Source organism: Streptomyces sp. NPDC059477, assembly GCF_042749375.1.
GTDB lineage: Bacteria > Actinomycetota > Actinomycetes > Streptomycetales > Streptomycetaceae > Streptomyces.
The window spans coordinates 181,743-195,749 of sequence record NZ_JBHYUG010000004.1; the positions used below are offsets into that span (position 1 = coordinate 181,743).

The following is a 14,007-nucleotide window of genomic DNA, read 5'->3' on the forward strand; positions in this document are numbered from 1 at the left end:
TTAGAGCCTCCCCAACTGCTCATCTGCGGCCTTCGCTAGACGCTCCGATTCCGCGAACTGCTTCCGCAGCAGCGCCGTAAGGCGCGCGATTTTCGCCTCCACCGGTTCCGCATCCGGATCGTCCGCGACTTCCGCGGTTCCTACATACCGCCCCGGCGTCAGAACGAAGTCGTGTTCGCGCAACTCGTCCAGAGCGACGGTACGGCAGAAGCCTGCGACATCGTCGTACGTGGGTTCGCCCTCGACGCCCCGCCAAGAGCGGAATGTCCCTGCAATGCGCCTGAGTTCAGCCTCGCTCAGCTCCCTCATCGTCCGCGTAGCCATGAAGCCGAGTTCTCGCGCGTCGATGAAGAGGATCTGGCCCGTGCGTTCCGCCGACACCCATGGCGACCGTGCTGGCCGCTTCCCCTTTCCTTCTGCCAGAAACCACAGGCACGCCGGGATCTGTGTCGACCGGAACAGCTGTCCCGGCAGGGCCACCATGCACGCGACCAGGTCGTCCTCGACCATCGCACGCCGGATGTCGCCTTCGCCGCCTGATTTGCTGCTCATGGAGCCGTTGGCCAGGACGATCCCGGCGCGCCCGCCGACGGCGAGCTTGCTGACCATGTGCTGGATCCAGGCGAAGTTGGCGTTCCCCGCTGGCGGGGAACCGTACCTCCAACGCTCGTCGCCGCTGAGTAGTTCGCCACCCCAGTCGGAGATGTTGAACGGCGGGTTGGCGAGGACTACATCGGCCTTCACGTCACCGTGCTGGTCGTTGCGGAAGGAGTCCGCGGGCTCCTCGCCCAGGTCCACTTCGATTCCGTGGATGGCGAGGTTCATCTTGGCGAGCCGCCACGTCGTCTGGTTCCGTTCCTGGCCGTAGACAGAGACGTTGAACCGGTTGCCGCCGTGCGTCTCCACGAACTTCTCGGCCTGTACGAACATGCCGCCTGATCCGCACGCGGGGTCGAGTACCCGCTCACGCTCCTTCGGTTCCAGCATCTCCACGAGGAGCCGTACCACCGAGGGTGGCGTGAAGTATTCGCCTCCCTTGCGTCCCTCGGCGAGTGCGAACTGCGCGAGGAAGTACTCGTACACCTCACCCATCAGGTCCCGAGCGCCTACTCGCTTTCCATCCAGTGAGATCTGCGACTGGAAGGTCAACTGGTCGAGGAGTCGCACTAGTTCGGCGAGAGTGGGCTCGTCGACTCGACCGCTGTTGTACATCCTTGGGAGGGTGTCCTTCAGAGGCCGGTTGAACTTCTCAATGGTCCCCATCGCGCCGTCGATGACCTCACCGACGCTCGGCCCGTCTGTACTCACCTTGGCATGCTTGAGCACCTCGTTCCACCGTGCTGTCGGTGGCACGTAAAAGATGCCGGCCCCGGTGTACTGGAGCGGGTCCTCGACCGTCTTGCGGATCAGCTCTTCTGGGGCCGTACCCTCCAGTCCCATCCCGGCGAGCATGCCGCCACTCCGCAGCTCCTCCTCCAGCAGCTCCTGCTTCTCCCCCATCGCGTCCGACACGTACTTCAGGAAGACCAGGCCGAGTACGAAGTGCTTGTACTCGGCCGCGTCCAGGCTGCCACGCAGCTTGTCGGCGGACTTCCAGAGGATGGACTTCATGTCCTCCGGCTTGGCTTGCTTCTTCTGGCGGGGTGGCACGGGAGGCTCGCTTCGTCGTCTAGCGGGGATCAGGGAGACGTCTGTCGTGGTCCAGTCTCGTACAGATCTACGCCACATCCGTCGCATCGGCGCAAGGTCGTCACTAATGAATTCGGCCACGACCTACTTGGTTCGTCTCTGCTCGTGCTCTAGCTGGCGACGCAGCTCAGGGTGGAGGGCTCCAGTCCGTTCAAGACGCCTCCATCCTGGCGGCCGCCGTGAGCGGCAGCACAGATAGGGCTTGAAGGTTCGCTGAAAGAGGTGGATTAGCAGCGAATGTCTGGCCTGGTCGGGAGGCAGGGGCAACGATCTTCAGCGCTGGGTCAGATAGCAAGGAGCATGGATGGCGAGCGTCTTTCAGAGGTGCAAGGGGGACACCCGGGATCGAAACTGTCCGTGCGTGCGTCCACGCTGCGGTCACGCATGGACCGTGCGGTACCGGGAGCCGGGCGGAAGACGGGGGCGGCAGAGGGAGAAATCGTTTCCGCGGAGGATCGGCCTGGACGGTGCGGACGCCTTCGCCGCCGGTGTGGAGAAGGGTACGAAGTCTCGCGGCTGCGTCGATCCTGTGCGCGGCGCCATGTCCTTGTCGGTCTGGGCTGGGGAGTGGCTGGAGCGACGAGTTGTCGGCGAGGCGACCCGCCGCAACTACGAAGGGTTCGTCCACAACCATCTCGTGCCGCGCCTTGGCTGTAGGTCCCTGGCTGGGCTGACACGGCGGGACTTTGAGAAGTTCATCAAGGACATCTACCGAGGCGGTGCAGGGCTGGCTGCATCGACAGTGAACGACCGCATGGTGATGGTGGCCGCCATCATGGAGGCGGCCGTCGTGGACAAGCGCATCACGGAGAACCCGGCCCGGGGTATCCGGATCTCCCGCAGGGATGCGCTGGCAGTGGACGAGGACGAAGTTCCGACGTCAGCCGAGGTCGATCTGATCGCTGCGCACATCGCGCCGCGCTTCCGCCTCACCGTCTACCTTCAGTCCGGCACAGGCCAGCGTCCCAGCGAAGCCCTGGCCTTCTCCACCGAGTGCAGGCGGCCTGGCTACGTCAGGATTCGATGGCAGGTCAGTGCCAAGGTGCACCGTAAGGACTGCCAGACACCCTTCGTGCCGCTCAAACATCGGCTGGAGAAGGAGTGCCGAGATGTCCCAACCACCCTGTTCGTTGAGCAGGAGATCGACGCGCACCTCCAGAAGTGGAAGCCGGTGCCCGTCGTTTTTGTTGGGCAGAAGGGGAAACGGATTCGACTTGAGACCTTCTTTGCTCCACGTCAACCTGGCGCTGGCGTGATGCCGTCCATTGCGTCCTACGGCTACCAGTTCAAGAAGGCATGCCTCTCGGCTGGCCTGGTCGATCTGGATGGCAATGCCAAGTACACGCCTCGTAGTCTGCGGCACTTCTTCGCATCCATAGCCCTGGCCAACGGTATGCCGATCCACGAGGTCTCGCGCTGGCTGGGCCATCGCTCGGTCAAGACGACGGTCGACATCTACGGACATCTGCTGCCCAGTGCATGGGATCGCTGCCGGGATGTTCTGCAGCGCGCCATGCGGCCTGTATCCCCAGACGCGACGTCCCAGCCGACAGAGGAGGCGCGCTCGAGCAGCAGCGCCCGAGCTGCGTAGGTGTACGAGGGGCGTCTGTCCTGCCTGGTGCTGGGATTGAACGCCCGTGCTGGGATGGTGCTGGGATGACCCCTATAAAATCCGCGTTTTCGCAGGTGGGAGCTCTGCCCTACAGATTCCGCTTCAATGTGTGACCGGTGAAATAACACCACGTCGGTGACGTGGCGAACATGTGGGTCAGAAGGGGTCGACTCCTCCGGGGGCGGCCCCTTCGTTCATCCCGTGCTGGATCGGTGCTGGATTTCCTGACACTCAGTCACCCTCGCTCAACCCTACCGGTGGGATCGGCGTGACCTGCTCGGTTGTCTGCTCTCCTGGCCTCCGGCGTCGCCAGTGGCGTACTGCCCAACTGGCAGGCTGAGGGCGCCGGAGCTGCCGGACGGGCCCATGCGAGGACTGGGTGAAGAGCTACAGACGCTGCATCGGAAGGCCGGGTTTCCGTCAATGCGGGAATTGACCCGCCGGACGGACGGGATCGGTAGTCACGGGCGCGTGCACGACCTGTTCTCAGAGCCGGTGCTCCCCGACTAAGGTTTCCCCGCGCTGATCGTTCTGATCCTTGCTCAGGGTATTGCTGGCTTGGAAGCTGAGCCTGAAGTGCCTCGGTTTCACATGCTGTGGGATGAAGCGGAAATCGGAGAGCAAGAGAATGCGCCTGGCAATAGCGCTGAATGCGCTGGAGCGACCGACGCTACAGATGCAACGACGTGCTGTCTGTCCTTTGTTGGAGCACTGTCGGAGATGGTTCCCAATCAGGATCCCGAGCGCATGGTTCCTGTCATCATGTCGCTTTGGAACAGTGCTCAGTGGGAACGGAGTAGTGGGATGGAGTGATCTCCACATGCGCAGAAGGCCCCGTGTGAGACGTCTGTTCGTGCTGGATGATCAGGCGTTGGATCAGTCGGCATCAGGTGTCGTAAACGGTGGAGCGATGCCCGACGTGGACGACCCACACCACGAGCTCTCCGTTGTCGATCGTGTAGACGACGCGGTAGTCGCCCACTCGCAGGCGACGGCGTTCTGGCTGTGACACGAGCGCAGTGGTGTTGAAGCCGAGGGGGTCGCTCTCCAACTCGGTCAGTTTGGCCAGGATGCGCAGGGCCGTGTCGCGAGGGATCTTCCGGAGCTCGGCCTGTGCCTCAGGGCGGAAGACGGTTCGGTACTCACTCACCGCGCGCCAGCGTCTCCCTCATGATGTCTTCGATTGGGATACCGGTTGCCGGGTTGGCCATGCGCTCGTCGATGATTCGGTTGATCTCGCGTTCTTCCCACTCCTGGTACTTGCGCAGCACCTCGATCGAGACGACGGCTGCCACCTCCTTGCCTCGACGCGTGATCACTGTGGGTACGTCGTCGCGATCGGCGCGCTCCACGACCTCGGCGAGATGGGCGCGCACGTCGCGGATGGACTCTATGGGCAGCGGCTGCGTCATGCGCTCAAGGGTACCGAGTGTCTCGTGTGTACACAATGCGGGCCGTGGCGCGCGGTCGGGTCTTCTCGCGGTCGCCGTGTTGGATGTGCTGGACGAACTTGCACCGCAAACAAGCAGGTCACGGAGTGTCGGCCTTGTGGAGTCGGGTAGCTGGATGGGGCTGGAACCCTGCCCCCTCGTCATCCGTCATCACCCCTGCTCATGCCTGCCGTGCTGGGATCCGGTGAGGTCCCAGTGCTGGATCGCGGGCCATATCCCCGCAGGGGCGTGCGGGAGGGTTGACGGGCTTCCGCTCGGGTCAGCTCCCGTCGTCCTCGTCCCGTGTGTGAGGTGCGGCCGGCCGGTGCGGGCTCTGCGAGGTGTCCCCGAGGTACGGAGGTGTCACGTCGTCCTCGCTGGTCTCCCACCAGCCCTCGTTCCGTTCGCCTGCGGCGCTCTCCGGCGCCTTTGGCGTGAACGTGTCCGCGCCCGCGTCGGCATCCGGGTCCGCGTCCGCGTCGGGGGACGGCGAGCCCTCCGGGGCCGGGAAGCCCGGCGGCCAGGGTCCCGAGGCACTCCCCACGCCCGAAGACCCATCTTCCGGTTCCTCGCCCCCGCCCTCATCGGGCGTGGTGAGGAGGTTCCGCGTGATGTCCTCGGCGGCCTCGTCCAGCCCCTCAGCCCGCAGGCTCCGCACCACACGGTGTACGAGCACCGTGTATCCGTCCATGCCGGGCTTCAGGCCCACCGCCGTCAGCAACAGAAGCAGCCGATCCGAAACACTCACTTCCTCCTCGCGGTCGAACGTGCCTCCTTCCTGGCCGTCCCCGCCCCACAGCGGGCCCCCGACGGTCTGCGCGTTCCACGCGCCCACTGGCGGGACGAGTAGGTGGCGGAAGAGCTCCGGTACCTCCTCGTCGTTGGCCGCTGCCGAGATCTGGGCGAGCGGGCCGATCATGTCGACCGCCTTCTCGATCTCGTTCTCGTGGCGGGCCAGCCACCACACCACCGCGCTGCCCGCGCTCTTGAGCACGTCGTCACCGAGGTAGCGCCGTTTGTTGCGCTCGTGCTGACGCTCGTACTCCCAGATCTCCTCGTCCTTGCGAAGGTCGTTCAACTTTCGCAGGCGCTCGCGGTCGGCGGGGGCGAGGGTCAGCGTCACATCGGCCGCCAGGGCCGTCACCCGTCCGCTCCGGTCCGGGAGCGGGACGCCCAGTTCCCCCTCCAGGAGGTACCGTGCGACGTTCGCCCGGCCGGGCACCTCGCGGCGGACGATCTCCAGGGCCCGGCTGACGACCGAGGACACGGCGAGCGCAGGGCAGGCGCCGTCGGACCGGTGGGCGTGGTCGGGGACCGGACTCCACCACACGGTGGCGGAGAAGAGGAAGTCGTAGCCGTTTGTCGCGCTCGGCAGTGCCGCGTCTACCACTCGTGTCTCCTGGTACGGCTGCTGCGTCGGCGCCGCAGGCGGCTCGGGTTCCTCGGGCTCGTACGGATCGGCCGACGCGCGGCCACCGCTGAGGACCGTCATCACGAGCAGCAGGGAACCCGAGGCCGTGACCATGGACATGAAGCCCCACAGCAATGCCGACCAGTGCAGGAGGTTTCCGAGCACGGCCGGTGCGAGGCCGCAGAGAGCGACGAACAGCAGGCTGGGAAAGCGGTGTTTCATCGTTCCTCTTCCGTGGTCGGTGGCCTGACGCCCGTACTCTCCGTACTCTCCGTACTCTCCGTGCGGACGTACTGCGCGTGGTCGATGTGCTGCCAGAAGAGGGCGGCGACGGCCGCCCGGGACGGGTGGCGCGCGAGCCCCGCCCAGTTGTAGGCGATGGCGTAGAGGCGGTGGAGAGCCGGTGCGCGGCCGTGCGTCGCCCCGACCAGCACGCCCAGTGCCATCTCCCGCGTACCGTCGCCCGCCACGGCGTCCAGCCAGCTACTCACCAGCGGATTCCAGAGTTCCGTCGGCGGCTGGCAGAAAACTGCCTCCCAGCCCAGGAACAGGTCCGGCCACGGGGGCGGGTCCGGTGCCCGGTCGCTCCTCAACAGCTCCATGAGCAGCCGGAAGTGAGGCTCCGCCCCGCGCGGCTCCCGGCGCGTCCGGTCCCGCACCCGGTCGATCAGCAGCCGGTAGAGCCGCCGGTCGCGACCGGCGAGGTCGAGAAGTGCCTCCTGGGCCTCGCGCGCCGCCTCCCCCTTGCGTACGGCGAGGTAGTGGAGCCGCACCATCGCCTGATCCGGGTGGGTCGAGCCGAGGCTCTGGAGGCAGGCGGTGGTCAGGGTGCGGACGAGACCGTCCGACAGGGGGCCGGACCTCGCACACTGGTACATCCGCTTGCGGAACCATCCCCCGAACCTCTCGTGGCCGAGACCGAGTTCGAGGGCAGCCACGGCTCGCGGGTCGTAGGACGCCCCGGTCGTGTGGTCCGCCCAATGCACCACGAGGTCGAAGAGGTGGTCGGGTCGTCCCACGGCCAGCGACCGCTCGCCGAAGCGGACGACGATGTTCACCCGGTCGTCGGTGGTCAGACCACCCAGCCCGGCGGCCTGCCCGATCCAGTCCCTGAGGTTGTCGCGCACCCCGGGGAAGTTCGCCCAGAAGTAGGTCCGTACGGCGTCGGCGTAGGCCAGCCGCCCGAAGTGGAGCCGTCCGTCCGGGCCCCGCTCGATCCCGAGCGCAGCCAACCGCTCCCCGAAATCCGTTCGCGCGAGCTCGGTCGTCGCCTCTTCCTCGTGCCCTACCGTTCTCATCAGGCCGTGCCACGCCTCGTAGACGGTGTCGGCGCGGGCCTCCTCGAACACCGCCGTCGCGAGAAGCAGGGCCCTCTCCGGCGCGGTGCGGACCGTGGCCACCTGTCGGCCCACCTCACCGGCACGGTCGGTCACCGCGTGCATCGCCTGGTCGAGCCATCCCGCGAATTCGGCGCCGAACCGACCACTGTCGCGAGCGGCTCTCACCAGCCCCGCGAGCTGCGCCAGTTCCTGCATGGGGGAGCGGTCGCACAGGAGCTGGAGGTCGGCGCTTTGCAGGTCCGCGGAGTGGAAGGCCATCCGGTCCATGCGGAGGTACCGGGTGACGACGGCGAGGCCCCGGGGGCGCCCCAGCGTCACCTTGTGCGGGTCGAGATCCGGCGCTTGGGCGTGCTCCAGGCCCGATGGCAGGACGACGGCCATATGAGCCCCCGCCTCCTGGACCTGTGACCGGCGAACGGCCAGGCGGCGCTGCTCCTTGACGTACGCTTCTTCGTCGGTGATCCCGGAGAGGTCGAGGAGGAAGCGGTCCCCTTCACCGGGGGTGAGTTGGCTCTCGTCCTCGTCCGTGGCGGGAAGCTCCTCGAACCGGGTCTCCTCCTTGTCTGTGTCCCCGTCCTCGACGAGCCCGTGCAGCAGCATGATCGCCGCGGCGCGGCGGCCACTGCCGGGCGGAGCATCCAGCAGCACCACCGATCCGGGCTTCTCCAGGCGGTCGGCGGCGACGCGGAAACCCACCGGCCGAACGAACCGGTCGGCCAGATGCACCCGGTCCTCGCGGGCGATCCGGAGGGACCCGACCCCCTTACGGATCATCCAGTCCGGCGCCGCGCCGTAGGAGACGTACTGGTTCCCCTTACCGTTGTTCACCGGGCCGCGCGGATCGCTGACGGTGACGCGGTCCTGTTCGGTCATCGTCCGTCGTCCGAGTGCCGGCGCTCGCGCTCGAAGCGCTGGTGGACCGTACCGCTGTTGTCGCCCGCGGTGAATTGGACCCCGGTGTTGTCACCCTGGAAGTGGGGCGCGTTGTACTGGTGTCCCTGACCGGTGTTCACGGGCCCTTGCGGCTCGTTGACGAAGGTGCCGGAGAGGTCTCCGTTGAGGTTTCCGATGCCGCCACGCACGCGCTGCTCTACGTCGCGTGTGCGCATCCTGGTCTGCTCGCGCCCCTGGGCCGGCTTCTTGCCGGATTTCGCCTCCGCCCGCTCCCGGGCCGCACGGGCGTCGCGGTCCACCGCGCCCAGCTCGGGCAGCAGCCTGGCGAGGGCGTCGCCGAGCGCCGTCAGGTCCGACTCGGCGTTGCGGTGGTCGAATCGCTTGTACTGGCAGTCCGCCAGCTCCCGCAGGCCCTCCGGGAGGATGGCGCGGTCGATCCGGGTGGCCTTTCCGACGAGCACGGGAATCACCAGGGTCCCGCGGTCGAGTGCGGTCTGGATCTCCCGACGGGTCCAGTCCTCCTCGGCTTCGAGGGCGGGGCGGCCGTCGGCTCCCCGCACCTCCGCCCAGCGCAGACCCATCACGGCGAGGAGCGCTTCGCACTCCTCCACAGCCCTGACCAGTTCCACAGGGAAGCGGTGTCCGGGCTGGATCGAATCGCTGGCGAAGAAGATCCGCTCGCCGCCGAACCGCCGGGCAAGCTCCCGGGCGATCATGGTTGCGGTGGATTCCTCGTCGCCTGTGCGGTAGTTGACGAAGACGTCGGGCATGAAGGTTCCCTTCGTGAGAGGAAGACGGGGGTGAATGGGTACGAGCGCGGGGCTGCGGATCGAGGGCCCCGAGGCCCCGGTCAGCCCCGGGCCATGAAGTTCTGGCCGTGCGACGGCATGGCGCGTCCACGGGTGGGTGTATGGATGGAAGTGCGCCGTTGCCCGAGCGTCACTGGTCGCGGGCAGCCCGGAAGAATCAGGCGTGGTGCTACGCGCCGGACGGGGATCAGAGGGGCCCCGCCGGGGATCGTGGGATCCGGGGGGCTGGAGGGCCGGGAAGTCCGGCGAGCCGCGCGGCTCAAGCCGGTGTCGGTCGTGGAGCCGGTGTCAGTCGTGCGCGGGGGCGAGTACCCGTGCCAGCGCTGGTTGCAGATCGCGTACGGCGCGGCTGCTCCGGAACCGGGAGAGTTCGCGCGCGAGACGCCGGATGTCGCTGTTCACCGTCGCCGAGGGTACGGCCGGCATCACCGCCAGGAGTTCCCCGGCGATCGTGCACGCGTGCTCGACCTCTCCGGAGGCGGCGTGGGCCAAGGATCTGCGGAAGCCGTACCGGGCGCGGGTGCGCAACGCGTGCGGCGGGAGGCGGCGGCATTCCCGGTCGAGGATCTCGGCCGCTGCCTTGGGGCGACCGAGGTCATGCAGACACCACCCGGTCGTCATCGCCGCCGGATCGCTGACGTGGGTGGTGCCGATCACGGGCTCGCTGCCGCTGCGGGCATCGTCACTGTCGAGGAGTTCCCGCGCCCTGTCGAGGCTGCGCAAGCAGTCGCGTTCGTCGCCGACGAGCGCGTGTCCCTGCGCCTCCCGCTGGGCGGCGAGTCCCCGGATGCGCGGCGGGAGTTCGTCGCTCTGGGCCCGGCGGGCCAGGGCGACCGTGCCTGTCGCGTCCCCGGCGTAGAGCGTGACCAGGGCGCGTCGCACGAGCGCGTAGGAACCGAGGTGCGGATCGCCCCCGGCGCGCGCCAGTTCGGCGGCCTCACCGGTCCAGCCGAGCGCCGCGCCGCTGTCCCCGGCCTCCTGGGCCATCCAGCCGGTGAACTCCGCGAACCGCGACGCGAGCAGGAGCGCGGGGGCCCGAGTCGCGGACGGGGTGTCGGCGGCCAGCCCGGTGACCGTGTGCGTCTGCGTCTCCAGCAGGGGAAGCAGGACCTTCGGCGCGGTGGACTGGCCGAGCTTTCTTAGCTGCTCGAACTGTGTGCGGAAGGAGGCGAGAAGGGGGTCGGCGGCAGAGGACGCATGACCGCCGAGCTTCAGGCCGAGGTCGATCAGCGCCCCCGTACCCGCCCCGAGAACCGCTCGGCGCCCGACGAGCCAGGGGCTGGGTGTGGCCGGGGTTCCGGTGGGATCCGAGTCGGTCTCGGGACGGACGGCCAAGCGCTGCAACTCGCCCTTCGCGCCGAGGAAGGCGTCGCACCGCCGGGCCAGTTCGGGGGATGCGGAACGCTCACCGCGCTCGACCTTGCTGAGGTGTCCCTTGTCGTAGTTGAGTGCCACGGAGAATTCGGTCAGAGTCAGCCCCGCTTCCTGTCGTAAACGACGAAGTTCCGGGCCGAAAGGCGAAGTTGTGCTCATCGTTAACCTCCCCTTGAACAGTGACCGTGAGAGCCATGCGCCTCACGGGGAGCTTTCGTTCGACATCCACTAATCGACGCCAAGGCCGACGATGAACACCCGGCGTGACGGAGTCGTCGCGCTTGGCATCCGAGAGGGAGTTTGGCACGAGGCGCGCCTCAAGAATCGGGGTTCGACGGGGTTGCCCGTTGCCTCTTCTGCTCTCCGCTCTCCTCCGCCTGTTTCCTTGCCGAGAACGGGGCTGTCCGTGATCGGGGCAAAGTGATCGATAGTAGGCCGTCGCAGGTGGGCAAGTCGCGACCGCCCGAGCGGTTCGCGGAGCGCTCCGGGGCCCGGTTCCTGTTCTACGCGACGACCGTGCGTCCCCTGGGGATGATCTGGCGCGGCTGGCCCGAGACACCCAGGCATCGACGCTGCCGTCGGCGCGGCTCGTGGCTGCCGCGAGGCCGGAGAGCTGGGATGCCGCGTTCGGCGTGCTGGCTGCGGCGTTGCCGGCTGACCGGGAGGCGTGCTGATCATTGATCAGGTGCCGTACCTGATGGATGTCGACGGCGCCTTTGAGGGGATGTTGCAACGGGCCTGGGACCGGGTCCTGGAGACCAAGGCCGGTGCCGCTGGTCCTCATCGGCTCCGATCTGTCGATGATGGAGGCGCTGAACAGCTACGGGCGACCCTTCCATCGGCGCGGCCGGGAGATGGCGCTCGGGTCGCTGAACCCCGCCGAGGTGGGGCGGACGCTCGGGCTGGAACCGGCGGAAGCCCTCGACGCCGCGTTGGTCACCGGTGGGCTGCCGCTGATCTGCGCGGAGTGGCCGCACGGCGCCTGGCTGTGGGACTTCCTCGGTGAGGCGCTGAACGGATCCTGTCTCGGCCCTGCTGGCATCCGCGGAGCGTTCGCTGGCTGCCGATCCCCCCGCAGGCTCAGGCGCGTACGGTGCTGGCGGTGATCGGCAGCGGCGAGCGGACCTTGACGAACATCGCCCGCGCAGCCGGTGGTATCGGGGCCACGCAGCTCCAGCGAGCCCTGGAGTTGCTCACGAACAACTGGGCCAGCCGGCGCGGCCGGGCGATCGAGCCGCTCATCGGCGAGGCGCTTGCCCGGATACTGCCCGCGGTCTCGCGGAGCGGCGTCAATGCTCCAGGCATCGATGCCACCTACGGTCCCGGTGATCGCTTGCTTCCTGGTCGCTTTGAGTGGCGGATTGCGGGCGAGGCGCGGGAGTTGGTGGGCACGATCAGGCCGCAGATGTTGCGGCGAAGCCCCACCCGCACCCTCTCCTTCACTCCTTCACCGCCCCCGCATTGGCCCCCTGCACGAAATACCGCTGGAAGCAGAAGAACAGTGCGGCCACCGGGAGGGTGGCGAGGAGGGCCGCTGCCAGTTTTAGGGGGTACTGGGTGCCGCCGCCCAGGCCGCCGGAGACCATGCGGGCCAGGCCTGTGGTCAGGGTTTCGTACTGGCTGGACTGGGTGGAGACGAGGAAGTGGGTGAACTCGTTCCAGGAGCCCTGGAAGGAGAGGATCGTGAGGGTGAGGAGGGCGGGGCGGGCCATGGGGAGGACCACCGACCAGAAGACGCGGAAGACTCCGGCGCCGTCGACCCGGGCGGCCTCCTCCACCTCCTTCGGGATCGACTCGAAGAACTGCTTCATGACGAAGATGCCGGTCGCGTCCACCAGGAGCGGCAGGATCATGCCGGTGTACGTGTCGAAGAGGCCGAAGGTGTTCAGGACCAGGAAGCGCGGGATGAGCAGGGCGATGTTCGGTACCGCCAGTACGGCGATCACGAAGCCGAAGAGGACCGTGCGGCCCCGGAAGCGCAGCCTGGCCAGCGCGTAGCCCGCCATCGAGTCGAACAGGACCCGGCCCGCCGTCACCACCACCGCGATGAACGCCGAGTTGCTCAGCCAGCGCAGGAAGGGCACCCCGTCGGCGGCCTCGCTCAGACCGAACAGACGCTCGTACGCCGCTGTCGTCGGGGTCGTCGGGATCAGGCCCAGGGGGTTGGCCGCCGCGTCGGGGTCGGTCTTGAAGCCGGTGACCAGTTGGAGGACGAAGGGGAGGAGGTAGAGGAGGCCCAGCGCGGCCACCGCCGTGTAGCCGAGGACGCGTATCGGGGAGGGGAAGCGGGGCAGTACCGGGCGGCCCGGCGCCCGTACCGCCGCTGACTTGGTGCCGCTCATCGGGTCCTCCGGGCGCGGGGCGTGCGCTCCCGGATCAGGAAGCGTTGTACGGCGGTCATGGTCAGGATCAGGATCAGCAGGATGAAGGCGATGGCCGCGCCTTGCCCGAAGTCGGCGTCGTCGAACGCCGAGGAGTAGGAGAGGAAGGCCGGGGTCAGGGTGGTGTTGCCGGGGTCGCCCTGGCTCATCACGTACACCTGGTCGAAGACCTGCCAGGTGCCGATCAGGCCCAGGGTGAGGACCAGGAACAGGACCGGACGCAGGGCGGGCAGGGTGACGTGGCGCAGCAGCTGGCGGCGGTTGACGCCCTCGATGGCCGCCGCCTCCTCCAGTTCGCGCGGGATGTCCTGGAGCGCGGCGAGGAAGATCAGCATGAAGGTGCCGGATGTCGTCCACACGGCCAGCACGATGATCGTGCACATCGCCACCGACGGTCCCGACAGCCACTCGAAATAGGAGAGGCCCATGAGGGTGTGGTCGGTCAGGAAGCCCGAGGGACTGTCCGGGTCCACCACGCCCATGCCGCCCAGGAGCAGGGAGAGGATGCCCCTCGGGTCGTTGAACCAGTTCGGGCCCTGCACACCGATCCACGACAGCACGGTGTTCACCGCGCCGGTGCCCTGGAACAGGAACAGGAAGATCGTGGCCACCGCGATCGAGCTGGTCACGGACGGGAAGAAGAACGCCGTGCGCAGCGCGCTCCGGCCGCGCAGCATCCGCTGGTTGACCACCAGGGCCAGGGTCAGCGCCACGATCGTCTGCAACGGGACCGTCAGCAGGACGTAGTACAGGTTGTTGCGGAGCGACGTCGCGAAGAGGGTGCGGTCCAGGCCGTCCTCGGTCAGCAGGGAGCGGTAGTTGTCCAGGCCGACGAAGTCCGCCTGGCCGCCGAACGGGTTGGACTGGCCGTCCCAGTTCAGCAGGCTCACCCACAGCGCCATCAGGGTCGGCAGGACCAGGAACAGACCGAGGATCAGCACCATGGGGCTGACGAACAGCCAGCCCCACGCCCCTTCTCCCGACCGGGAGCGGGATCGGCTCCGTGATCGACTCCGTGATCGGGTCCGTGATCGGGAACGGGGTGCCGGTGCCGGGCCCGGCCCGCC

General features: G+C 67.7%; 10 protein-coding genes and 1 pseudogene. 2 read left to right on the forward strand and 9 right to left on the reverse strand.

Annotation, left to right across the window (positions count from 1 at the left end; translation table 11 throughout):
• On the reverse strand, positions 1-1,650 hold the full coding sequence (locus ACFXAZ_RS03640) for a type I restriction-modification system subunit M (RefSeq protein WP_384584555.1): 1,650 nt from the start codon (positions 1,648-1,650) through the stop codon (positions 1-3).
• Positions 1,651-2,179: 529 nt separating this feature from the next.
• On the opposite strand from ACFXAZ_RS03640, the gene ACFXAZ_RS03645 reads away from it, so the two are divergent.
• Positions 2,180-3,280, forward strand: coding sequence for a tyrosine-type recombinase/integrase (locus tag ACFXAZ_RS03645; RefSeq protein ID WP_384584499.1), 1,101 nt, complete (start codon positions 2,180-2,182; stop codon positions 3,278-3,280).
• 907 nt (positions 3,281-4,187) lie between these two features.
• Here ACFXAZ_RS03645 and ACFXAZ_RS03650 read toward each other — a convergent pair.
• From ACFXAZ_RS03650 to ACFXAZ_RS03675, 6 genes are all read right to left on the reverse strand, one after another.
• Positions 4,188-4,451, reverse strand: a complete 264-nt coding sequence (locus ACFXAZ_RS03650) for a type II toxin-antitoxin system RelE/ParE family toxin (RefSeq protein WP_356292697.1) — start codon at positions 4,449-4,451, stop codon at positions 4,188-4,190.
• The gene (locus ACFXAZ_RS03655; RefSeq protein ID WP_214943751.1) at positions 4,444-4,713 is read right to left on the reverse strand and encodes a type II toxin-antitoxin system Phd/YefM family antitoxin; all 270 of its coding nucleotides are present in this window, start codon (positions 4,711-4,713) and stop codon (positions 4,444-4,446) included. Before ACFXAZ_RS03655 ends, ACFXAZ_RS03650 begins: the two co-directional genes overlap by 8 nt.
• A gap of 298 nt (positions 4,714-5,011) precedes the next feature.
• On the reverse strand, positions 5,012-6,364 hold the full coding sequence (locus tag ACFXAZ_RS03660; RefSeq protein ID WP_384584503.1) for a hypothetical protein: 1,353 nt from the start codon (positions 6,362-6,364) through the stop codon (positions 5,012-5,014).
• Positions 6,361-8,355 (reverse strand): hypothetical protein, encoded by a 1,995-nt coding sequence (locus tag ACFXAZ_RS03665; protein ID WP_384584506.1) that lies wholly within the window; start codon positions 8,353-8,355, stop codon positions 6,361-6,363. Before ACFXAZ_RS03665 ends, ACFXAZ_RS03660 begins: the two co-directional genes overlap by 4 nt.
• On the reverse strand, positions 8,352-9,146 hold the full coding sequence (locus tag ACFXAZ_RS03670; RefSeq protein WP_384584510.1) for a toll/interleukin-1 receptor domain-containing protein: 795 nt from the start codon (positions 9,144-9,146) through the stop codon (positions 8,352-8,354). Before ACFXAZ_RS03670 ends, ACFXAZ_RS03665 begins: the two co-directional genes overlap by 4 nt.
• Positions 9,147-9,473: 327 nt before the next feature.
• Positions 9,474-10,718, reverse strand: a complete 1,245-nt coding sequence (locus ACFXAZ_RS03675) for a helix-turn-helix domain-containing protein (protein ID WP_384584513.1) — start codon at positions 10,716-10,718, stop codon at positions 9,474-9,476.
• Positions 10,719-11,000: 282 nt separating this feature from the next.
• On the opposite strand from ACFXAZ_RS03675, the pseudogene ACFXAZ_RS03680 reads away from it, so the two are divergent.
• Positions 11,001-11,895 (forward strand): annotated as a pseudogene (locus ACFXAZ_RS03680) (ATP-binding protein); the annotation flags it as partial.
• Between the two features lie 103 nt (positions 11,896-11,998).
• On the opposite strand, the gene ACFXAZ_RS03685 reads toward ACFXAZ_RS03680, so the two are convergent.
• Both ACFXAZ_RS03685 and ACFXAZ_RS03690 read right to left on the reverse strand, forming a co-directional pair.
• On the reverse strand, positions 11,999-12,901 hold the full coding sequence (locus ACFXAZ_RS03685) for a carbohydrate ABC transporter permease (protein ID WP_384584516.1): 903 nt from the start codon (positions 12,899-12,901) through the stop codon (positions 11,999-12,001).
• A complete protein-coding gene (locus tag ACFXAZ_RS03690; RefSeq protein ID WP_384584519.1) occupies positions 12,898-13,884 on the reverse strand; it encodes a carbohydrate ABC transporter permease in 987 nt (328 codons plus the stop codon). Before ACFXAZ_RS03690 ends, ACFXAZ_RS03685 begins: the two co-directional genes overlap by 4 nt.
• Positions 13,885-14,007 lie beyond the last annotated feature (123 nt).

Excerpts from the sequence above, each read along its gene's own strand:
- ACFXAZ_RS03655 (WP_214943751.1), bottom strand. The coding sequence starts at position 4,713 with ATGACGCAGCCGCTGCCCATAGAGTCCATCCGCGACGTGCGCGCCCAT.
- ACFXAZ_RS03660 (WP_384584503.1), bottom strand. The coding sequence starts at position 6,364 with ATGAAACACCGCTTTCCCAGCCTGCTGTTCGTCGCTCTCTGCGGCCTC.
- ACFXAZ_RS03665 (WP_384584506.1), bottom strand. The coding sequence starts at position 8,355 with ATGACCGAACAGGACCGCGTCACCGTCAGCGATCCGCGCGGCCCGGTG.
- ACFXAZ_RS03670 (WP_384584510.1), bottom strand. The coding sequence starts at position 9,146 with ATGCCCGACGTCTTCGTCAACTACCGCACAGGCGACGAGGAATCCACC.
- ACFXAZ_RS03675 (WP_384584513.1), bottom strand. The coding sequence starts at position 10,718 with ATGAGCACAACTTCGCCTTTCGGCCCGGAACTTCGTCGTTTACGACAG.
- ACFXAZ_RS03685 (WP_384584516.1), bottom strand. The coding sequence starts at position 12,901 with ATGAGCGGCACCAAGTCAGCGGCGGTACGGGCGCCGGGCCGCCCGGTA.
- ACFXAZ_RS03690 (WP_384584519.1), bottom strand. The coding sequence starts at position 13,884 with ATGGTGCTGATCCTCGGTCTGTTCCTGGTCCTGCCGACCCTGATGGCG.